Genomic DNA, 21,551 nt, shown 5'->3' on the forward strand with positions numbered 1-21,551 from the left:
ACTCCACCGACGCATCGGAATACCAGGCGTACGCACAGCGCTATATGAAGCCAGGGGTTTATCGCCGAGCGCAGGAGCGTCTTGCATGGGTAGAGCAAGGGATGACGAGGTCAAGCGAGAGGCGGCGGCCATCGCCCGACGCTTGGGCGTCTGCCCCGCTTGCGGCAAGAAACTTGACGGGCCCGGGTATGGGACGGGGCGCATAGCTGACGGTGACTTCTGCTCTTTGAATTGTGTAGCAGACTACTGGTACTCGGATCCCGGGCGCGGTGGGCGATCAATGTACTCTAGAGACTACTGATAATGCCAAGACTATCTTTTCCGGAGTAGACCAAAGGTCGTTTCGTAACCCGGATGCTGGGGTCCTGGGTTGCTGATGGATCAGGTTGGAGTGCGGGTATCTCCGCTGCGGACCCTCAGTGGGTCTGCCCGTTCGCAGGGTTGAAGCCGACCCAGTTCCGTCGGCTGGTCTACCTCGTTGCCCAGAGCGGTGGAGACAGGATCGCCGACGGCAGGCCAGGTCGGCAGTGGGCACTTGCCCCTGCCCGACCGGGTGTTGTTGGCCGCGGCTTACTGGCGGACGAACCTGACCTTGTGCCGGATCGGCCCGCTCTTCGGCGTCTCCTACTCCGCGGCCTACCGGGTCCTCGACACCCCTGCTTGCCCTGGTACCCGCCCGCCGGCGGCCCCGGGACCAGGTGGCGATCGTGGACGGCACCCCCATCCCTTCAGGAGCCCTGGGATCGAGCTCATCTTCGTGGACACCACCGGGGCGACATTCGGGCGCAAGGCGCCGCGCCGATCAGTCCTTCACCCAGATAATCTTGTCGGCCGCGAACTGAGCTTCAGGCGCACAGCTTCGTGCTCCTCGTCCTCCACATCGCCTACGACGATGTGAGTGTATGCGTGCGATCGTGCCGCCGGTGTAGGCACAGTCCCCGCATCGTGCGGCGATCCCTATAGAATTTCAGCCGGTACCGGTTCCGCGCGTCGCGGACCACCTGCCAGAACTCGGCCAGCGCGTCGTCCGGCAGGTCGACCAGGTCGGTGACATGATGCCGGGGGATGGCCATCAGGTGCAGGCGGGTGCCCCGGCAGGGGTAGTCGTTGTGCCGGACGACGCAGTGCTCGGTGGCCGGGGCGAGACCCTGTACGGGTTCGAGGTCCATCTGCGGCGGGCAGAACAGGCAGGCGCTGGATTCCTCGAGCAGCCGCATCCGGTCTGCCTGCGTCGGAGTCCGCGCGTTACCCAGGTAGTAGAGGCTCACGTGCGGCGCACCAGCTGCTGGAACGTGTACGACAGACCCGATTTCTCGTCATGGCCCGTCTCGCTGGCGATGGAAGCGAAACCGTCCAGCCAGCCAGCCGGCATCCGGGCATCGCCCTCGAACTCGGCGTGCACGCGGGTGAGGTCGACGACGTCTACCTGCGGCAGCAGCTCCGCATAGACGCGCGCACCACCTATCACGAACCAGTCGGGCACGCCGAGGCCGGCGGAGATCTCCTGCGCACGCTTCGCCGCCGCGGTGAGTGTGCGGACGGCATCAACCCCGCTGTGTGATAGGCCGAGATCACCGCTGGAAACAGCGCCACTACCGGAGACAACGACGCAGTGCCGGCCGGCCAGCGGATGGCCGATCTTGCGGAGGATCGATTCGTGGGTCACCCGGCCCATGACGACGACATGGCCCCGCGTCAGGGCCGCGAATCGCCGCAGGTCGGCGGCCAGCCGCCAGGGCAGGTCACCGGCGCGGCCAATGACGTCGTTCTCCGCAGCGGCTACCACCAGTCGAACGCTCATCACCGGCAATCGTACCGGCCGGACAGCTCCGCGGACGGAGCGCTTACCGAGCGGCTACGCTCCGACTCATGGCGCACGTAGAATCGCGACAGCCGCGTATCCTTGTCTCGTACTCCAGCGGGAGCGACGCGTACTTCGCGATGGTCGAAAAGCTGATCCACTTGCTTGAGCGCAAGGGGATCGATGTCGTGTGGGACGTTTACGCCGGCCTAGACGGGCCGGACTGGCAGCGCTGGATGGACGAGCAGATCGCGGGAGTGGATTTCATCGTCGTACTCGGCTCTGCCAGATACCTCGAGGCTTCGTCCCCCGGTTTCGAGCACCCGGGTCCCGAGGGCCGCGGTCGCGGTGCGTACTACGAATGGACGATGATCAGGCGTCTGCGCCTCACGCCGAAACAGTTCCAGAAGAGGGTGCTGCCCGTCCTGCTTCCAGGGCACAAGGCCGCCGAACTGCCCCAAGAGGTGCACGATGACATGTTGTTCATCTATCGCATCAAAGAGCTGACCCTCGACGGCATCGACGAGCTACGACGCCGGATCCTCGGAGATCCACTACATGTGCCCTCGGCACCGGATGGTGAAGCCGACGGGCGGAGCCGACGCGAGCTACGGGCCGAAGCTGGCGAGATGGCCAAGGAGTTCACCCGAGCCCTGCGGACCTTCCGGGGCCGGCATAAGGCGATGGAGGCCTTGGCGAGGTGGCTGAGGGACCCGGACGACCGTCTGTCGCGGTTCGTGACTGGCGAACCGGGCGCGGGTAAGACGGCGATGCTCGGCCTGATCGCCCACCTCACCACCGGGCACGCGGAGCCGGTGGCGGAGGCGGTGCTGCGGGGGCTGCCGGACGCATGCCTGCCACCGGAGAACGCGATCGACGTCGCCCTGTCTGCACGGGGAAAGGACGCCGCCAAGATTCTCGACCTGCTTGAAGCGGCCGTGGGGATGCCTCCGGCGGCCGGCCCGGCTGACGACATCGAGACCCGCGTCCAGGCCCTTGTTGTCTACCTTCGGAAGCAGAGCAGGCGGATCACCGTCCTCCTGGACGCCCTGGACGAGGTCTCCCCGCCGACCGCGGGTTACGACGGTGAGTTCCCGCCGCCCGCGGATCTGGCGCCGCTGTGCGAGGACCTGCTCGCGCCGCTGGTCAACGACTCGGATTCGCCGATCCGCTTCCTTCTCGGTACCCGACGCAACGTCCTCCCGCTGCTGGGCGTGACCGGACTCGGTCCCCAGGGGCGGGTGATCGACCTGTCTGGGGACTACCAGGACCTAGCCGCCCTGCGCGAGCTGCTGGAGACTTCGCTGCTGGCCGGCGACTCGGCCTGGCTGCAAGCCAGCGAAGCCGACGTCCGGGTCGTGCTCGATGTGCTCTTCGAGAAGGCCGGCGGCTCGTTCCAGGTGGGTGAAATCATTGCTGAGGACCTTGCCCGCCAGGACCGTCTTCCCGAAGATGTGCGGGACGAGGTCTGGCAGGCGGGGATCGCCAGCACGGCCGGCGAGGCGATGTACGACGATCTGGGAACGCGCCTCGGCAATGGTGCCGATCGGGCGATCGGGCTGCTTCTCCCGCTGGCCTATGGCCGCGGCAGCGGAATCCCCTGGGGGGAGGTTTGGCTGCCGCTGGCGAACGCGCTACGGGCGCCCGAGACGCCCGAGTACGCGGACAGCGACCTGGATCTGATCCGCCGCCACGCCTCCTCGTACGTGGTGGAGGGGCCGCCCGACGCCCGTGGCCGTACCCTGTTCCGGCTGCACCACCGGGAATTCAGCGACTACCTCCGCGCGAGGCAGCACGAGGACGGCCGGGACAGCCAGACCGCCGACGAGCAGATGATCACCAGGACGCTGATCGAGGGCATCCCGGCCAAGGACCACGGGCGCGACTGGGCGTGGGCCTCGACGTACGTACGGAGACACCTGTTGGAGCACGCTATCGCAGGGGCCCGCCAGGAGGATCTGGAAGACCTCGTCTTCGACCCGGGCTTCCTGGCCAACGCCGCGGAGGCCGAGGTGCGTTCCGCACTCGGCAAGCTCACAGAGCCCCGGCACCGCGCCGTGGCGGACGCCTATGCCATGGCCCGCACCGCGGCATCCCGAGTGCAGGCGTCCGGCGACAGGGACGACACCCCGCTCCTGCTCGCGCAGTTATCGCTTGCGGCGCGCTGCCACGGGGCGCCGGCTCTGGCCGACAATGTCCCATTGGGTGCCGACCCGAGGCGGGCACCATGGCGGGCGAAGTGGGCGGCCTGGCGGCAGCAACCCCCACTGACGCTGCTCGCGGATCATTCCGGCCAGGTGGGGGTGGTCGCCACCGCGAGCCTCGCCGCCGGCGACACCGCCGCCCTCACCGGCGGCGTTGACGGTGTCATCCGCGTCTGCGATGTGCTCACTGGTGCGGCCCTCATGGAGATTCCTGCGCACCGGGGGCCCGTCCTCGGTCTGGCTACGGGTGCCGTGCGCGGCAGCGTCGTCGTCGTGTCCACCGGGGCGGATCTGCGGGCCCGGGTGTGGGACCTGGCCTCCGGCCGGCAGATCGGCCGCGATTTCACCCTGCACCGGGCGCAGGCCCGCGCTGTCGCGGTCGTTGATCTGGCCCTGGGGCCGCGGGTTCTGACCGGGGACGTAGCCGGAGTTCTGCATCAGTGGGACCCTGCGACCGGACGGCTCAAGGCCCGGGAGCAGAAGCTCGGGGCCTCGGGGATCACTGCGCTCGCACCAGTTACGGCCGGAGACCAGGTGTTTGTCCTGGCGGCCCACGACGACGGCTCGATCGGGCGGCTCACGCTCGCCAGCAAGCTCGTCCTGAGGAACTACGCCGGCACCGGGACTCGACCCGTCCGTGCCCTCGCCGTCACCGAACTGGACCGGCGGCCGGTGGTGGTGTCGGGAGGGGACAGCGGCGAGCTGCAGGTGTGGGACCCGGCAGCCGACCCCGAGCACGGCCCGTTGCGGACGGAAGCCCCGATCCGGCACGACCGTGGGATCCGGGCGCTGGCAGGCACATGTGTCGGGGGGATGCCCGCGGTCCTGAGCGTCGGGAACGACAACACCGCCCGGGTGTGGAACCTCCAGGACGGCAACCAGATCGGTGCCCCGTTCGCGGGCGAAACGGGCAACAGCCTGCGGGGCCTGGCGACGGTCGAGGCGAGCAACAGGTCGCTCGCCGTCCTGATCGCGTCCAGTGCCCGGCCGGTGGTCTGGGAGCTGACCCCCAACGGCGCCGTCAACGAGCCGTTCTCAGGCCACAAGCATCAGGTGCGCTCTCTGCTCTTCACCAAGATCGATGGCCGGAACAGGCTGGTATCCGGCAGCTCCGACGCGACCGTGCGCCGGTGGGACCCGGACAACGGTGGCCAGACCGGGGCCGAGTTGACCGGCCATCGTCGCGGCTGGGTGGGGGCGCTGGCGGCCGTCGAGGTCGCCGGCGAGGCACACATCTATTCGGCTGGTGCGGACAAAACGGTGCTGGGATGGAACGCGGCGACCGGCAAACAGGTGGGAGCGGTCAGCCACGACTGGCCTGTGGCCGCGCTGCTGCGGACGGCGGTGGACGGACGGCCATGGCTCGTCTCCGCGACGCTCGGCGGGAGCGTGTGTGCGTGGGACGTTGGGGGCGGCACAGACCCGCGCGCGTACACGGGGCACGGGACGACTGCGGTGCGAGCGCTCGCCGAGACGTGGTCCGAATCTGGTGACCCCCTGGTCGTCTCCGGTGGAGACAGCGCTGACCTGCATGTGTGGCAGCCGGCGACCGGTGCGCGGGTCAACGTCTGGGCAGCCGGGCACGCTGTCACCGCCCTGGCCACGGTCGCGGCCAGGGCGAATCTTGTCGTCTCCGGAGGTACGGACGGCCGAGTGCTGGCGCACGACCTGCGCTCGCGCCGGCCGGTGCGGTTACGGCCGGAAGGCCCGGCTGTAACCGCCCTCCAGCTCGCCGTCCTCGACGACACGACCGTGCTTGTGACAGCGCACGAGGACGGCAGCGTGCGGCTTTCCGATGTGGACTCGCCGGCAGACGTCGTAGTGCACCTCGGCCACGGTGGCCAGGCACGAGCCTTGGCGATCGGCGAGGCGAACGGTCGCTGGGTGGCGTTCTCCGCTGGCGACGACCACCTCATCAAGGTCTGGGACCTGCACGACAAGGCTCCGGTGCACCAGATGCACCGCGGGCGTGTCTGGGCAGTGGCGGCGGTGCCGGCCAGCGACCCGGCGCGGATCGACGTCCTCTCTGCCGGCGACGACGACACCATCCAGGTCAGGGCACTCGATCTGTCACCTGGCGGGGGGACGGTGTCGGAGCGCCGACGGGAGGTGCGGGTACTGTCGGCCCACCACCGTGGCGTGCGCGCCCTCGCGACCGGGCAGGTCGCCTCTGGCGTCGTCCTGGTATCAGGCGGGATCGACAGGTCCCTGCGGATCCGGGACCTGCCCTCGGGCCGGTTACTGAGGCAGCTGCCCGGCCACGGCGACTGGGTGCGCGCCGTGGCCACCGGCTCATTCCCCGGTCCTGGCCCGGTCGCCGTCTCCGCGAGCGGCGATGGCCTCATCGGCGTCTGGGATCTGGAACGACGAGCCCTCATCGGGCCGCTTCGGCCCGTCCACACGGACGGCGTGCGGGCCCTGTGCCTGGCCGAGGTGACGCTCCACGGCACCGAGACGCCGGTGATTGTTTCCGGGGATGTCAAGGGCAAGATCCTGGTCACCCAACTCACCGGCGGAGCCACCGTGGGTCAGCCCTTCATGAAGGAACGGGCTGGCGCCGGTGACGGAGTGCGTGCGCTGGCGGCGACACGACTGGACGGGCAGTGGGTCATAGTCTCCGGCTACGCTGGCGGCGACGTCCTGGCCTGGGATATTGCCACCCGGACCGAGGCGGGCCGAGTCCCGAGTAGCGGCGGCGAGATCAACGCCATAGCGGCACGCGAGGGCATCGACGGCTTCGGCTGCGCATGGGTCGCGGTTGCTGCGGGCCGGACGGTCACCTTGTCGTCATGGATGGACGACGACGGAGGTTGGCAGCAGCGGGCGCGGATCGAGTTCGGGTGCGACGTCCTGGACCTCGCCATCGTGCCGGACGAGTCGGACGACCTGATCCCCGGCATGGTGGTGGTCGGCGCCACCCAGGGCGTTGTTGTACTGGAGTTCGCCAAAGACCTGTGAATCCCGCCCGCATCCATTAGTGTCCAGCCATCCACCGGGCTCGGACCAGTCAGCCCGGCCGTCCTTAAACGAGTCACTAGCGTCCGAGGACCCCAGCTGTCGCTTCACGGCATCAGGGCAATCCAGGTCTTTGCGGCACGGATCGTGCCAGGTACTGCTGGGTGCGGAGCCATAGGACGCGGCTTCCCAGAGCCAGCTATGATATCGCGCGTGCGGGGGCATCGTGCTTGCCGGAGACCGACTCCGGCCGGTGTCCCGGAGCGCTAGAAGCGACACCTGGCGCTGACTGGAGGCAGTGATTGCTTGCGACTGCAGGAGCAGGCGTGAAAGAAAAAACGGGCCACTGCATGGACGGTCGCCATACTCGGGTTGTGCTGGATAGCTTCCTGGCGCCAAAAGTTTGCGAGGTTCGAGTGTGGAAGACGACGTGAACCTGCTCGCCTTCACACCGCTATATTACGGGGAGCGGCTACGCATTGTCAATCCCCGGGGCGACATAGGGATAGTCACTCTGTGGTCGCCGACTTCAACTGCCGAGCGTCTCCTGGGCCGGATCTCCCCAAACCTCCTTGACCCAGAGCAGAGTCGAATCGCGGTGATTTCGAACCTGTATGGTGACGGCCTGCATCAGATGCTCTGCAATCTGCTGTACAATCCTCAGATCCACCACATCGTAGCGGTCGGCGAAAGTCTTGGACTGCCTACGGCATCCGAGATCGAAGCCCTCCTCGAAAGGGGTGTGGAGGAAACGTCGATACTGGGCTCACGAGTGCATCGGATCCAGGGTACTGACCGGGTTTTTCCGATAACACCGAATTTCGACCTCGAGATCCTGCGGCGCAGGATCAACTTCAAGTACCTGGGAAGATTCTCCGACAACGGCTTCGGGGACGCTTTCATAGAACATCTACGGAACCTGCCGAAACGCCCGGTGTCTCGCGCCTCGCTGAGGATTCGCGTCGAAATCCCCCCGGCGCTGCCCGGCGACTACACATATCGCCCGTCAGATCTCATGAGTCACCAGGTCGCGAGAGCCAGCCCTCTGGACTGTTGGGAAGAGCTCGTTACGCGCGCCGTCCGTTTCGGTCGCCCGGTAGAGCTGCGGAGCGGGCCGCGGCTGGAACTCCTCAACACCCGAGTCGTGATAACCAATCCGACTGATGATCCGGAAGCGGCGCTTGCCGAGTACGGGTTCTCGCTCAAGCAGTTCCGCGAATATCAGCGCACCATGTTGGATTCGACCAAGCCTCCCGACATCGACTATACGTATGGCAATCGGCTGGCCGGCTACTTCTCCAGCGGCGGCACTGTTACTGATTCCATGAAACTGGCCGCCAGCCAGCTGATCGCGGATCCCGAATCCCGGAAGGCGTTTATCTCGCTTTGGGACACGAGCCGCGATCTCGTGCCGGGCACCGCCTCGACGCCTTGCCTCGTCACCATCTTCCTGCGTCGCTCCGGCGAACGGCTGACGCTCACCGCAACCTATCGCGCACATAACCTGCTGACGGCCTGGTTGCAGAACGCATATGGTCTGATGGCGATACAGAAGGAGGTTTGCCGGCGGACAGGAATGATGGCGGGGAAGATAACAGTGATCAGTCATTCCCTGGGAATCGACCCGCGATCGCCTAGGTATGGAATCGCCAAGGCGATCGCTGGCAAATGGACCCGCGACGAGGACCTCGATCGAGACACCGGTAGACATTCATTGCGCGAGGACCCGAACGGATACTTCATGGTGACGATCGACGCGGCGGCCGGTGAGATCGTCGCCGAGCATCGTTTCGAGGGCCTCCTGGTGAAACAATACCGCGGGGACAAAGCGGTGAAGATCGAGAGGGAGGTCATCGGCGATATGGCCGTCAGTCTTGTCTCGCACGCACTCTGGCTGGGCCGTGAGCTTAAGACCAAGGAGGATCTGCTGTCCAGCAAGCGCCGTCCGGGGGACGACGCGTGACCCCGCGCCTGGTCGTCCTCGACATCGGCGCCACTCTGGTCACCGGCCCTGATCGCGGTCCCGCACGGCGGATCGCGGAGCTCTCGGGACTTGACACGGAGCAACGGCGCCGGCTACATCGAATGCTGATGACGACGGACTTAAGCGGCCCGGCAGCGGCCGCCACGGCCGCTCATCAGCGGCTCGGGCTGACGGGCCGGGCGCTGGAGCAGGCCATCCGGGCGGTGTGGACAGCCCAGTGCCTGGAGGCGAGACTCATTCCTGGAACGTCGGATGTGCTGTGTGCCCTGGTCGGCCGCGGCTATCGGCTGGCCCTGCTGTCCAACATCTGGAATCCCTACCTGATCTCCGTACGAAGCGTGCTCGGGGATTTCTTCGCCGAGCATATCCCGGCCGATCTTCAACTCTTCTCCTGTCTCGAAGGTATCGCCAAGCCAGCCCCGGAGCTATTCGAACGGGTTCTGCGCCGAGCCACGGCCGAGCCGAGCGATGCGATCATGGTGGGTGACTCCTACGAAAAGGACATTGAGCCGGCCATGGCCTGCGGAATGCGAAGCGTCTGGCTGCCGCAGCCATCGGTACCCGCGGATGCCGTCATGGCACGCATCCGCCTCGGAGCGGCGTCCGCACCGGACCTCACACTAGGCTCGCTGGCGGATGTCGATCTCGATAGTGACTGGCCTTTCCGTAGCCTTACGTAAACTGGGAGATAATATGGAAATCCTGTCGGTCGAATGGTTCCCGGCGGCGGAGCTGCTGGCTCGCATCCGCCTGACCCGGCTCCGCGGGTTCGATGGTGCCCAGCCCTATCTCGATGCCTCGATCGAAGTGGTCCCGACCATCGAAACAGCCAACCTCACTCCTTCGCAGAACTACGTCCTGACGCCGGGCGTCGATAAGATCATCGAGCTGCGGTCGGCCCTGCTGGACCACGGGGTCGACATCTTCGCGCTCGACGGCGGTGTATATGTGACGACCTCGGACGATCCTGGTGAGCGGATCCCGGTGATCCCGCCCGTGGTCGAAGAGTCAGTGGAGCGGGACGGTCGCACGGTATTGTTGATCAACGACGGCTTGCACCGGGTGTCCGCCGCCCGGTCCCTCGGGCTGCCGATCTCCATTGTGCTGGTCTCCGGAGTCCCAGCTGAATATCCCTACTACGCCTACGCGCTAGACGCCGGCTGGGACGGTGTCATCCCCATGCTCGAGCTACCCGATGGTCACCAGAAAAAGGACTACCGCCAGCCGACTAACTACAAATCTTTGTTCCGCGACTTCAATGCACAGTTCCCGGGAGTTCAGAAGGTCCGCAAGCAGTCAAACCCGAGCCATCTCATAATGTGATGTCGGTCTCCGTCGCCGCACCGGGTTCCGTCTGCTGGAAGGACAGCAATGCATTTCGTTACCGATGAGTTCCTGGACGATCTTGAGATGGGTCGTGGCGAGAAGTCGGCGGTTACGGACGTCTGGGTTGACCGAAAGTCTCGCTACTTCGACGTCGAAGTGATATCGGATCTGGTGGTTGCCGGACCAAAAGCACACTCCGGAATTTATTCGGACGAGGAGATCAATCGCCTCCGCGGTGATCTGGTGAGCCGCGTCACGGATCTACGCAGGGCCTTCCAGCTCGCCGGTGAGAAGCGGTCCGGCAGCGCGGCAGACCTGTTGGTGAACTGCGGCGATCTGGTCGGCAAGAGGAATGACCGAAGCGCCTCGGAGCTTCACAGGGTACAGGCTGCATACCGGGAGATCTGCCTTCCCGCACTGCGCGACCTGCAGGGCGGGGCCGACGGAAAGATCCTCGGCATTCCCGGCGATCAGGACTCCTATGCCGGCGGGGGCCGGATCCGGGGGCCGTGGGAGGCGCCGCCGGAGGCCGCCGGTGAAGGGTCTCACCCTTACTACACCCACCTCGCGTCCGGTCTCGCGGCCAACGACCTGCCGAAGAGGCCCGAAGAACACCCCGTTACATCGATTTTCCGAGTACTGGAGCTGAACGACACCAGTTCCTCCGCCGGTCTCGGCGACGAGCCTCTTGCCTGCGTTGCTGTCGTGGGGTTCGACTCCAACGACATTCAGTACAAGTATGATCTGGCGGCCAACTATGGCCAGATCGGAGAGGAACAACTAAACCGGGCACGGCGCCTGATCGGCGTTCTGCGTTCCAAGGTCGCCCGGAGCACTCCGCTCTACCTGATAGCTGTGACGCATCACAATCTGCTCCCGACGCAGGATCGGCTGGCACAGCTTCCCCGCGGCGCCAATGACGAACACTACGTGCGGTTCCGGGCAGTCCTGGACGTTCCGGAAGAGTCGTCGAACGTCTGCGAGCCCACGTCGCGTTTCTGTGTGACGAACCACTTCCTCGCCGAGAGCACGTCGAATGCAACTTCGAACGCATCCGGTTTTCTCAACCACCTGCTGCAACTGCGCACCTCGTTGCTTGTGCACAGCAACATGCAACAGCGGGCCGCGGCCACCGTTACCAGCGCGCCGCTTGTGACAGGCCAGTCTCCCCGGCAGCTCGACATTGTCACGGCACCTGCACTCTCGACCGGGCGTCCCACGTCGGGTATGGCGCGCATCCGACTGGATCTGTGGAAGGGCGATGCCGAGATCGCCTTCAAATACGACGCAGCGGAGGACGGCGGCCCGGCGGACAAGCCCGTGCAGATGAACCGGCGGCTGGTCTCGGCGTCACGGGTCAGCAGCGGTGAGCGGCGCCTGTACGGCAAGGTACGGGATCTGATCGCCGCGGCGCTGGAGAACAAGACGACGCAGAGCCGGTCAGAGATCGAACGCTTCGCGGAGTATGTCGGGAAGGTCTGGGCGGAACACGGTTACGCCGCGGTCTCCTTCGCCGACGGCAAGCTGCCGGCCGATCTCGGGCCTGCCACGCGACAGAACCGCTACCACTTGTTGTTGCTGCTGCGGGAGGCGGAGGGCGGCAACTATGAGCTGTTGCTCAGCCGCCACACCCCGCTAAAGCCGAGCGACATGGCGGAATGGGGCACGTTGCTGATGCCAGCCTTCAGTAACGTGCGGGACCTGATGGACCGTCTTCGGCTGGACGTCGTACGGCAGGTGAGCCAGGCGGAGGATCTTGAGCGTGCGGCCAGCGCGAAGCGCTTCGATGAAGCGGTAGAAGCCCTCCAGGACGGCGATGGGGGTCAGCAGGATGATATCTGGCAGGATAAGCTCCGCGAGATCGCAACAGATACGAAACGCAAGATCTCCCCTACCTCTGGAACCATCACCGACTACGAGTATCGGCTGGTTGTGCTGACCCCGTTTGTCCGTGACACGCGCGAAATCACGACGTTCGACGCGTCCCCTGAGACGCGGACCGAGCTGGCATTGGTCGAGTGGTTGACCGAACTGCCCAGCGTTCGCCTGCCCGGCGCACCTCTCGGAGGGCGTCAGGAGCTGCCGATGGAAGCGATCATGTCGGGTGGGGCGGGTCTGCGCTGGGATCCCACCGCTGACCCGGTGAATCCGGATGAGGCGAGCGAGGACGACGAGCGTCGCCGCCGTGCCTTCCCGCCCGGAGCAGTCTGGTTCCCCCTGCAGCAGGCCGGTGACGCGAGCCAGCCGTGGGAATTGGCGCCGTCGATCGTGGCCCGCAACGCCGACGTGATGCGCTGGGTAAGTGGGCAGCTCAGAGACCGGCTGGCCAAGGACGGCACTTATCCGCCCCATGTGGTCCTCGGTGCGATGCGGGAAAGCAGCGGATACGACCTGGCGGATGGCCCTTTCCCCTTCGACGGCGTTCCCTTCGCCGCAGACCCCACCACTGCGGCTTACGTCGACGCACGTACCCGGCCGCTGTCGGTCTCGACTACGGAGGCGATGGCACGGGTTGAGTTCATACATGACTTTGACCTGCGGGGACAGCGTCCGTATGCCGATCTCCAGATTCGCCGGGTGGTTCTGGTGCGCCGGGTCATTCCTGTCCCGAGTGGTCGGGAGCGCGACGTCATCTGTGTGTTCGACGCCTCCCAACCCCCGTCCGGTAAGGACCTCTCTTATTTCTTGACGATCCCCGAATCTGAACGGCTGGGGCTACTGCGACCGGCCCAGCGCTACGTCCTGCAAGCCGGTCTCGACCGGGCTGGCTGGGTAAATGACTACCTCTCCGAAAAGTGCATCGACCCGTGGGGCTTCCTGCGTGCGACCTACGGTGGTGCGGGTGAGCCGATCGCGCTCACTCCACCGATCATCGAACAGGTCACGGCAGGCGATGTGGACACCGATGACGGTCGTTACCGGGAGTTCGTGGTCTGCGACGGCAACCACCGTGTGGTGACGAAGGTATGGAACAGCGGTGAGGCGGCCGCGGCGATCGGTGTGGTAGGTGAGCCTCGCGAGCCCTACTACGCCCGGCCCTTCTCGCCGTACGAGTGGGACATGACTGCAGACAACCCGCTCGCGGTGACGCCGGACGTGCGCTTCAAGCACGCGCCGAGGAGCGTCCCGTGGGAAGGTCTGAGCGAACCCGCCCGGAAGGAGCTGCAGGCTATACCGCCGGAGCGGCGCTACCGCCGCTACTACCGGGATCTGAGCCTGGGGTTTGGCCCGATGGGTGGTCAGGGAGGCCGTTACGTCTGAACACGGTGGGGCCCTCGGCCGATCGGCTATTCTGTGCTCCATGGTGGAGTATCTGCCCGTCGAGCAGCGCAGCCCGTCGACCGAGTACCGGCAGGTGTTGGAGCGCATCCTCACCTCCGGTATCGAGGTACAGACCAGACAGGGCATCGCCGCACTCACGCTGATGCAACAGACGATGTCGTTTCCGCTGGCGCAGGGTTTCCCCGTCATCACCGAGCGCAGCATCAAGTCGTTCTGGCGTAAGGCCATCGGGGAGCTGTGTGCCTTCATCAACGGCGCCACGACCTTGAAGGAGCTCGAGGGATTTGGCTGCGACTGGTGGGGCCCCTGGACCACGCCGGCGAAGACTCTAAAGAAAGGCATCGAGCCGGGCAGCATCGGCCCAGGCTCCTACGGGGGTGCCTTCCACGACTTCCCAACCGTCGAAGGCCCGCCGTTCGATCAGTTTAAGCACCTGGTGGAGCAGCTACGCGAGCTGCCGGGTGACCGGACGCACTTCGTGTCTCCGTGGATCCCGCAGTACCAGGTGCGAGGTAAGGGCAAGCGCCCGCGAACTACGATCGCCCCCTGCCACGGTTGGGTACATGTGCGGGTGCTGAATGGCGGACTGCACCTGCACATGTTCCAGCGCTCCGGTGATGTTCCCGTCGGAGTGCCGGCGAACATCGTCCAGTACGCGGCCCTGACCCTGATGCTGGAGCACCTCACGGGCCTTCCTGCGGTGACCTATTACCACACCATCTCGGACGCTCATATCTATGTGGACCAGGTTCCGGCTGTGAAGCAGATGCTTGCCACCGAAAGGCTGCCGTTTCCCACGGTGCACCTGACCGAGGCCGGTAAGGCTGTGACGGAGATCCATGGCTTCCGCGCTGAGCACTTCGATTTGTCGGACTACTGGTCCAATCCCGCCATCAGGGAGATCCCGGTAGCGACCTGAGCCCGATCTGGTCGCGGGTCTCGACATAATCCCGAGCCCGCAACCGGCGATAATTGCAGGCGGTCTGCCACTTCACTCCTGGCTGACAAGGTCTACGCCACCAAGAAGATCCGCTCCTCGCTGCGGGTGCGAGGTATCTCCCTTCGGGTAGGGCTTGGTGCAGAGCGTAGTCGTCCCACCGGTGCTTCATCAGGACCTGATGGCCGGCAGTAGGATTGCCGACGATGAGTGTCCGACTGGTGGTGGCCGCAGTGGAGAACGGCGTCGTTGGTCGTGACGGCGGTCTGGTGTGACGGCTGCCCGCCGATCTTCGTCGGTTCGCCGCTCTGACCCGGGGGGGGGCACGTCGTGGTTATGGGGCATCTGACCCATGAGCCCATCCTCGGGCAACTTGGCCGACCGCTGGCCGATCGGCACTCGGTTGTCGTATCCAGCCGCGGACCCGGCCCACGGGATCACAGCATGGAGGTGGTGGCTACGCCTGTCGAGTCGGTGGAACGTGCTGATGTCGTCTCCGCCGGCCTCGGTACGCACTCCTGGTTCGTGATAAGCGGTGCCCGTCTGTACGTGGCACTCCTGCCGTACGTCGACGCGGTGGACCTTACTCGTGTGTGCGCTAATGTCGAGGGTGACGCCCGGGTGCCGATCGGCTGGCTCGACGGCTTCGTCATCATTTCCCGCGAGCCGGGCCATGACCAGGAGTCGAGCCTGTCGTACACGTTCCACCAACTGGCGCGTCGGACGTGAATTTGTACCATCTGGGGAATGCGCGAACTCCGGCACAGGCCGATCGGATGCGGCTGCTCGAGGAGTCCGGTACCTGTCTCTTCTGCCCGCCACAGATGGATCTCGAACCTGCGCGGGGCCTCGTCCTGGCCACTGAGCACTGGGTGGTCCGCCACAACGACTACGGCTACCGCGGCACCCGTCTGCACCTGATGGCCATCCCCCGCAGACATGTCATCGACCTGGTCGACCTACCAGATGACGCGTTGGCGGAGTTCTGGCGCGTCGTGCGCGACGTCCGGGACCGATACGGGCTGAGGTTCTACGGCCTGGGCGCCCGATGCGGGGACTGCGCGTACACCGGCGGCACGATCGCGCACGTGCATACCCACATTGTTGTAGGCGACGTGGAGGACCCGGCGCACGAGGCGGTGCGGCTGAAACTCAGCTCGCGCCCGCCGTCCTCGCCGTAGCGGTCATCCTGACGATGAACTGAGCGGCGCGGCGTCCGGCGCCGCTTCAGGCTGGACCGTGGATGCCGCACTGGTGTCCACGAAGACGAGCTCCACCCCGGCAGTCTGCATGACCTCATCACCACGCAGGACGGAATAGCCGCCCGCGAAGAAACACCGGGCAAAGCCCGCCTCGGCGATCAGCCGGGAACAGGCTGGGCAGGGAAAGGTCCCGACGTGGAGGTCCGCCCCCCGTAGGCTGAAGCCCTCCCTGGCTGCCCGGGTGATGATGGCGGCCTCCGCATGGATGGATGTGGTCCGCTCCATCTCGATTCCCCGGCGGAAGTCGTTGCGTGGGTCACCATCAATGTAGGGTGCGTATTCGCTGGGCAGATGACGGTTGTAGTCTACGGCTAGGATAGTGCCGTCTCGCACGGCGACCGCCCCGACCTGGCGCCACCAGTCCGAGCTGTGCTCCGCCGCTTCCGCTCCAATGCTCTGCATCTGCCGGGCGTAGTTGTCGTCGGTTACGAGGCCGTCCCATCTCGGTGGGATTCCGGCGCGGCTCCACTCGCGGTCCCATCGCAGGAAGGTGCGCTCGAACCTCACCTCGGCCTGGGTCGCCAGCTGGTAGGTGGCTACCAGCTGGCGCATCAGATCCTCGTCAGGGAGTATCAACACGCCAGGTGCGACGGCTTCGGCTAGCTCGTCCCGCTCCACTACCCGACCACGACTGATCAGACCGATCGTGCGTAGCCAGCCCAACACCTGTATCGGGTCCAGCGCCCGGATCTCTTTGCGGATCACAGGATAATCCTGACCGAAGCTACGGCCGACGACGAGGACCTCAACCTCCGGCAGGGCATGCCTGGCTAGGAAACTCTGGTATCCGGCGTGGATGACCGGTACATAGATCAGCAGCTGCGTCATCGCTCGCCAGCGACCTCCGAGACGATCTCACGCATGAAGGTCGGAAGACGCTCGGCGAAGACGGTGGCGATCTCGAAGTAGGTGGTACGCAGCCGAGCCGACGTGCTGACGGTGGCCATACGCCGGAGTACCTCGACGCGGCCACAGTAGTCGCGTTCTAGTTCTGCGATTTCCTGAGCGGAATAGGTATCCTCGGTCGCCACCAGCACGTCCGGGCGCACGGCCCGAGTCAGTGCCCATCGCTCATGCTCGGGATGCTTCAGCGTGACTAGCCCGACCCCGCGCTGATGGGTGACCATTCGGAGCCGCTCGAGCTCGGGCACGGCCGGACGCGTCCTACCCTTGCGTAGCCGAACCTTGGCATCGCTGTCTACGCCCACGACAAGGAAGTCGCCGAGCGAACGCGCAGCCTCCAGGTACATGGAGTGACCCTCGTGGATCACGTCGAATGATCCACTGGTCAAGACGATCTTCTTGTCGCCTCGCGCGCGGATGGCTGCGACGACTAGTTCGATCTCGTCCAAATCCTTGATGTACCGGCTACTGAAGTGCGACCTGTCTTCAGTGAGTAGCCCGATGAGATCGTCATACTCGTGCTTGCCGTTGGCACACCCAGCCTGAGTCCGCAAGCCGCGCTCCTTCCACCGGCGCAAAGACTACCCTGTGGCGGGCGTCCGATCATCCCGACATGCTGCAGGCGACGAGCCCTGGGCTTGTCGTATGACCTCCGAGTATCACTCATCGTGATTGCTGCTGGTGATCAGCGGTGGGCCAGCGTGCTGCAGTGACGTGGAATGACCTTCGGAAGATCGTGCTCTCGAGTCGAGTCTACGAATGTGGTGTACGGATCGCGATCGTCCGGCGACTCGCCGGAGTGGTGGTCCGTGACGTAAAGCGACCACCATGTGATCCTTTCCGGGAACGGCGAAGAGCTCGATGAGGAGAAACGCGATGGCCGTGCGTCCGACTATGACCGATACCGACGGGCCGGGCAAGGAACTGATGGCGGCGAGTCCGGATCTGTTGGGCTCGATGGTGAAGGCGTTCACGGAGGCGTAGATGAGCGCCGAGGCCGATGGGCTGTGTGGGGCGGAGTACGAGGAGGTATCCTCAGATCGGACGGATCGCCGGAATGGGTACCGGGTGCGGGAATGGGACACCAGCGCGGGGACGCTTGAGCTGGCGATTCCGAAGCTGCGGTCCGGGTCGTACTTCCCGGACTGGCTACTGGCCCGGCGACGACGCGCGGAACAGACACTGATCTCGGTCGTCGCCACGTCCTATCTGCTGGGCGTATCGACGCGGCGGGCCGACAGGCCCGTCGAACATCTCGACGTCGCAGGTCTCGAAGCCGGCAAAGCGTCTCGCTGCCCAGGCTGAGGCGTTCCGCTCCAGGCCGCTGGACGCCGGCCCGTATCGGTTCGTGCAGGCGGATGCGTTGACGATGAAGATCCGCGAGGACGGCGGATGATCGACGTTCACTGGCGGCTTCTTCTGTCCGCCGGGTCTGCACCCTTACGCGGAGCGGGCGGGTGCCCCAGTCCACGAGCGATCCGGGGAACATCCCGTCGGTGGACAGCAGCCATGATCGGCCAGTCCGCGAAGAAGCTGCCAGCAGCTGCCTGCTGGCGGTATCGTGCGTGCTCGCCGGTACAACTAGCATCGCCAGCAACAGACCGAGGGCGTCCACAACGAGGAACCGCTTATGGCCGTCGACCTTCTTGCCCATGTCGAACCCGCGGGTGGCCGCAGGCACAGTGTTAGGCGCCTTCGCCGACTTGGAGTCGATGATCCCCGCTGTCGGCGCGACCCCACGTCTTCCTGCTCACGGAGCCGGCCTCGTAACGCGTGTGGATACATTCCGGTCACACCCGTCTCGTGCCAGCGGGCGCAGCAGAAGTAGGCGTGGCGTCAGCCAGGGCGGATGGTCCGACGGCAACGCCCGTCACGCATACCCGGTCCGCACCACGTACAAGATCGCATTCACTAGGTCCCGGCGGTTGTGCTTCGACTCCGTGGTCGGTCGTCGCCATCGGTGACAGCAACGATCGACCAGCGCCCACCAGGAGGCAGCCGGACCGGACGGATACCGATGAGGACGAGTTCGAACATCCACTCACCCTCCCCCGCCACCTGCTCAACCAAGCCCACCCCTCGAGACCGCATACTCAGCGCACAACCCCCGGGCCTCACGCAATATTACCGATCAACGTTCTCGAAAACCTGCTGACGTCCACCACCAACCCTATCGGGCGGACCAGGTGCCGAGCGAGATGGGCCTGGCACCGCATAGCCGATGGACTAGCGCCAGGCGATCTGATTGAATGCCGTCATTTTTGTGTGTGAGAGCCAGAACCCGGGCCGGACCTATTACTTGGAGCGAGCGTGACCCGCAGACGTACAGGCAGCCCATCCAGATCATGGGGACTGGCCATAGGGAACCTGTCCTGGGGGCGACTGGCGGCCGGAGGTATCGTCGGATGCCTGGTCGGCGCGGCCCTTTACTGGGCCAGCCACCTGCGCGGACTCGGCCTGTTCCTGCTAGTCGGCGCGGCCGCAGGAGGTGCGGCAGCTGTATTCCTTCGCGTCTATGGCGGATCAATAGATTTGTCGGAAGTCAAGTTGGCGATCCCAAATTTTTCCGAGCTCAATTTCGTTGTCGCGCCAGACAATCGGCTGGTTGCCTGGAGAATATTTGTAGAGATGGTGACTCGTGTCTCGACGCAGCCGCTTCCGGACGACGCCGGAGATTTGAGGGAGGCTCTTACGTCGCTGTATCTTCTATTTCAGAGCGTGCGGGAAAACCTGCGGGAGGCCAGGCCGTCGCCGCGCCGAGACGCGGCCACGGTTGAGGAGTTGGGGGTGGCCCTACTGAATCTTGAACTGCGCCCATTCCTGTCCCGGTGGCACGTCGCCCTCAAGGAGTGGGAAGATAATCACCAGGGTGAGTCCGAGAGCGCCTGGGAGAGAAATCTTGAGTGCCGGGCCGAGCTTCGAGAACTACAGCAGCGCCTAGGTTACTATGTCGATGGTTTTGCTAAGCTCGCCGGGACTGTTCCGTTGATCCCTGAATCTGAATAACTCTGATAGCGCGATCCCCTTCTGCCGGTTGAATCAGCTTGAAGAATTAGAATGTTGAGACGGTGACATCATTATGGATGAGGCAAAGAATTCTGGTCATTGGCCTGAAAATTGCTGTGTCCCTGCATTTCTAGGTACTGCTGTTGGTATACTTTCCGGGAATTTGGGACTCTTGGATGACGAACAAGTTCGGCGCAGGCTGGCTCGGGTGACGGGCGTAACGGTCGGTCCGCACGATCCCAACCCCTGGGGCTTGCCCGTGGCTCACAATGTGGAAGATCTTGGTGTAAATCCACAATCAATTTCTGGTCCACTCGGGTCCATAGAAGCGGCAATGATGATCGGTCAAAATTTTCGGCTCGAAATCACGCCGCTAAACACGATCCCATTCCAGTTGTATGAGGATGCCCTGCTGGATATGTATCATGCGGGGGCTGTTGTGGGAATATCCTTTGATTATGCTGAACTGGCCCACTTTCAGGGGCGTGTGCTCTCGAGTGCGAATACGTTTTCGCATGCGCGACACGTAGTTCGACTTACACCTCATGGGGATAGTGAATTTGACTCTTCAACTGTCGCTTCTCGCGATTTCCGTGCAGACTATCCCGGTTCCCTCTGTGTTTTTGATGACTCTGGAGAAATGGGATCGCCGGGGGTATCTGTCAACTGGCTTCACCTGACGAGAGCATCGAGTCTTGTAGAAGGCGGCTACTGGTCGGTCTGGTCATCAATCTAATCTGCCTGCGGCGGTTCCAGCCCTCGGGGTCCGCGATGGTGGTGTAGAGGTCGCCGCGCTTGTAAGCGGTGTTGGGACCACCACCTGGTTTCCTTTGACGCCGTGCGGGCTAGGGCCTGTTCTGGGTTCGGATCATGGGGTTGGCAGGGTGCGTAGCCAGAGGATGGATCCGCGTAGGTGGAGTCCTGCGGTGTAGCTTTCGGGTGTCTTGTCGTAGCGGGTGGCCAGACCCCGCCATTCCTTGATCTTGTTGATGCCGCGTTCCACGGTGTTGCGGTCTTTGTAGAGCGTGGCGTCGTGGCTGACCGGGCGGCCTCCGGCGCTGCCGCGCTTCTTACGGTTGGCCCTCTGGTCGGCCTTCTCCGGGATCACCGCCCGGATCTTCCGTATGCGCAGGTGGGCGCGGTTGGCGCGGGAGGAGTACGCCTTGTCTCCGGCGACCGCGGCCGGCCGGGTCCTGGGGCGGCCGACCAGCCCACGCACCTTGATCTTCTTCAGGACCGGGATGAAACGCGGGCTGTCTCCGGCCTGTCCGGGGGTGAGGATGATGGACAGTGGGCGGCAGCGCCGGTCGGTCGCGAGGTGCACCTTGCTGGTCAGCCCGCCCCGGGAGCGTCCCAGTTCGGCGGCCTTCAGCCGGGCTTTGCGGCGTCGGCGTACCGCGCGGCGCCGTGCCCGTTCGGCTTCCTCTCCGTCCTCGGGTGCCTCGGTTACGGAGTCGTTTTGCCCGGTTTCCAAAGCCCCTTTTCCTGCCTCAGGGCTTTCTCCATGTCCTCCAGGAGATCCGGGTCGACCACCATGCCCGCCGCGTGGTGATGCGCACGGACGACGGTGGAGTCCACGCTGACCAGACTGAGATCGACATCGTCGCGGGCCGCCGCCTCGGTGATCATCGCGTCCATGAGGGTCTGGAAGACCCCGTCACGCGCCCACATACGGAACCGGTCGTAGATCGTCGACCAGGAGCCGTAGCTGTTCGGCACGTCCCGCCAGGGGCTTCCGGTACGGAACCTCCACATCACCGCGTTGAAGTAGCCGCGCAGGTCAGGGATCGGACCGGACGCCCCCAGCGGGAGGTACGGCTCGATCAACTCCCATTCACCATCGGTCAGATCACCACGCGTCATACCACTGTGCTACCAGCCGAAACACCCA

14 protein-coding genes and 4 pseudogenes are annotated in these 21,551 nt (G+C 64.9%); 12 read left to right on the forward strand and 6 right to left on the reverse strand.

Features of this window, described 5'->3' with window-relative positions; genetic code table 11:
• Positions 1 to 354 precede the first annotated feature (354 nt).
• Positions 355 to 731: pseudogene (locus tag AC559T_RS18030) on the forward strand (helix-turn-helix domain-containing protein); the annotation flags it as partial.
• Positions 732 to 884: 153 nt separating this feature from the next.
• On the opposite strand, the gene AC559T_RS18035 reads toward AC559T_RS18030, so the two are convergent.
• Together AC559T_RS18035 and AC559T_RS18040 are read right to left on the reverse strand one after the other, a co-directional pair.
• Complete coding sequence (locus AC559T_RS18035; protein WP_498869493.1) at positions 885 to 1,268, reverse strand: HIT family protein; 384 nt, start codon at positions 1,266 to 1,268, stop codon at positions 885 to 887.
• Positions 1,265 to 1,786: a dihydrofolate reductase gene (locus tag AC559T_RS18040; RefSeq protein WP_498869494.1), complete on the reverse strand. Its 522-nt coding sequence runs from the start codon at positions 1,784 to 1,786 to the stop codon at positions 1,265 to 1,267. Before AC559T_RS18040 ends, AC559T_RS18035 begins: the two co-directional genes overlap by 4 nt.
• An 83-nt stretch (positions 1,787 to 1,869) precedes the next feature.
• On the opposite strand from AC559T_RS18040, the gene AC559T_RS18045 reads away from it, so the two are divergent.
• From AC559T_RS18045 to AC559T_RS18080, 8 genes are all read left to right on the forward strand, one after another.
• Positions 1,870 to 6,963 carry a TIR domain-containing protein gene (locus AC559T_RS18045; RefSeq protein WP_498869495.1) on the forward strand — a complete coding sequence of 1,698 codons (5,094 nt, stop codon included), beginning with the start codon at positions 1,870 to 1,872 and terminating at the stop codon, positions 6,961 to 6,963.
• 415 nt (positions 6,964 to 7,378) lie between these two features.
• On the forward strand, positions 7,379 to 8,923 hold the full coding sequence (locus tag AC559T_RS18050; RefSeq protein WP_498869496.1) for a thymidylate synthase: 1,545 nt from the start codon (positions 7,379 to 7,381) through the stop codon (positions 8,921 to 8,923).
• Positions 8,920 to 9,624: an HAD family hydrolase gene (locus tag AC559T_RS18055; protein WP_498869497.1), complete on the forward strand. Its 705-nt coding sequence runs from the start codon at positions 8,920 to 8,922 to the stop codon at positions 9,622 to 9,624. Before AC559T_RS18050 ends, AC559T_RS18055 begins: the two co-directional genes overlap by 4 nt.
• Positions 9,625 to 9,637: 13 nt before the next feature.
• A complete protein-coding gene (locus AC559T_RS18060) occupies positions 9,638 to 10,267 on the forward strand; it encodes a hypothetical protein (RefSeq protein ID WP_498869498.1) in 630 nt (209 codons plus the stop codon).
• Between the two features lie 48 nt (positions 10,268 to 10,315).
• Positions 10,316 to 13,531: a hypothetical protein gene (locus tag AC559T_RS18065; RefSeq protein ID WP_498869499.1), complete on the forward strand. Its 3,216-nt coding sequence runs from the start codon at positions 10,316 to 10,318 to the stop codon at positions 13,529 to 13,531.
• A gap of 40 nt (positions 13,532 to 13,571) precedes the next feature.
• On the forward strand, positions 13,572 to 14,471 hold the full coding sequence (gene thyA, locus AC559T_RS18070) for a thymidylate synthase (protein WP_498869500.1): 900 nt from the start codon (positions 13,572 to 13,574) through the stop codon (positions 14,469 to 14,471).
• A gap of 348 nt (positions 14,472 to 14,819) precedes the next feature.
• Complete coding sequence (locus AC559T_RS18075) at positions 14,820 to 15,218, forward strand: dihydrofolate reductase (protein WP_498869501.1); 399 nt, start codon at positions 14,820 to 14,822, stop codon at positions 15,216 to 15,218.
• Positions 15,219 to 15,265: 47 nt separating this feature from the next.
• Positions 15,266 to 15,670: an HIT family protein gene (locus AC559T_RS18080; RefSeq protein ID WP_498869502.1), complete on the forward strand. Its 405-nt coding sequence runs from the start codon at positions 15,266 to 15,268 to the stop codon at positions 15,668 to 15,670.
• Positions 15,671 to 15,673: 3 nt separating this feature from the next.
• Here AC559T_RS18080 and AC559T_RS18085 read toward each other — a convergent pair whose 3' ends face one another.
• Together AC559T_RS18085 and AC559T_RS18090 are read right to left on the reverse strand one after the other, a co-directional pair.
• Entirely contained in the window at positions 15,674 to 16,579 is a 906-nt protein-coding gene (locus AC559T_RS18085) for a deoxycytidylate deaminase (RefSeq protein WP_498869503.1), read from the reverse strand.
• A complete protein-coding gene (locus tag AC559T_RS18090) occupies positions 16,576 to 17,208 on the reverse strand; it encodes an adenylyltransferase/cytidyltransferase family protein (RefSeq protein WP_498869504.1) in 633 nt (210 codons plus the stop codon). Before AC559T_RS18090 ends, AC559T_RS18085 begins: the two co-directional genes overlap by 4 nt.
• A gap of 322 nt (positions 17,209 to 17,530) precedes the next feature.
• Between AC559T_RS18090 and AC559T_RS18095 the strand changes: the two are divergent.
• Positions 17,531 to 18,044, forward strand: a pseudogene (locus AC559T_RS18095) (transposase); the annotation flags it as partial.
• Positions 18,045 to 18,068: 24 nt separating this feature from the next.
• Here AC559T_RS18095 and AC559T_RS18100 read toward each other — a convergent pair.
• Positions 18,069 to 18,335 (reverse strand): annotated as a pseudogene (locus tag AC559T_RS18100) (IS5-like element ISFal3A family transposase); the annotation flags it as partial.
• A gap of 629 nt (positions 18,336 to 18,964) precedes the next feature.
• Here AC559T_RS18100 and AC559T_RS18105 point away from each other — a divergent pair.
• Both AC559T_RS18105 and AC559T_RS18110 read left to right on the forward strand, forming a co-directional pair.
• The gene (locus AC559T_RS18105; protein WP_498869505.1) at positions 18,965 to 19,660 is read left to right on the forward strand and encodes a hypothetical protein; all 696 of its coding nucleotides are present in this window, start codon (positions 18,965 to 18,967) and stop codon (positions 19,658 to 19,660) included.
• A gap of 208 nt (positions 19,661 to 19,868) precedes the next feature.
• Positions 19,869 to 20,396 (forward strand): hypothetical protein, encoded by a 528-nt coding sequence (locus AC559T_RS18110; protein ID WP_498869506.1) that lies wholly within the window; start codon positions 19,869 to 19,871, stop codon positions 20,394 to 20,396.
• A gap of 132 nt (positions 20,397 to 20,528) precedes the next feature.
• Here the strand turns inward: AC559T_RS18110 and AC559T_RS18115 are convergent.
• Positions 20,529 to 21,523, reverse strand: a pseudogene (locus AC559T_RS18115) (IS5 family transposase).
• Positions 21,524 to 21,551 lie beyond the last annotated feature (28 nt).

The organism is Frankia sp. Hr75.2 (genome assembly GCF_949319125.1).
Taxonomy (GTDB): domain Bacteria; phylum Actinomycetota; class Actinomycetes; order Frankiales; family Frankiaceae; genus Parafrankia; species Parafrankia soli.

Coding starts and splice junctions, on each gene's coding strand:
- AC559T_RS18045 (WP_498869495.1), top strand. CDS start 1,870: ATGGCGCACGTAGAATCGCGACAGCCGCGTATCCTTGTCTCGTACTCC.
- AC559T_RS18060 (WP_498869498.1), top strand. CDS start 9,638: ATGGAAATCCTGTCGGTCGAATGGTTCCCGGCGGCGGAGCTGCTGGCT.
- AC559T_RS18065 (WP_498869499.1), top strand. CDS start 10,316: ATGCATTTCGTTACCGATGAGTTCCTGGACGATCTTGAGATGGGTCGT.
- thyA (WP_498869500.1), top strand. CDS start 13,572: ATGGTGGAGTATCTGCCCGTCGAGCAGCGCAGCCCGTCGACCGAGTAC.
- AC559T_RS18080 (WP_498869502.1), top strand. CDS start 15,266: ATGCGGCTGCTCGAGGAGTCCGGTACCTGTCTCTTCTGCCCGCCACAG.
- AC559T_RS18085 (WP_498869503.1), bottom strand. CDS start 16,579: ATGACGCAGCTGCTGATCTATGTACCGGTCATCCACGCCGGATACCAG.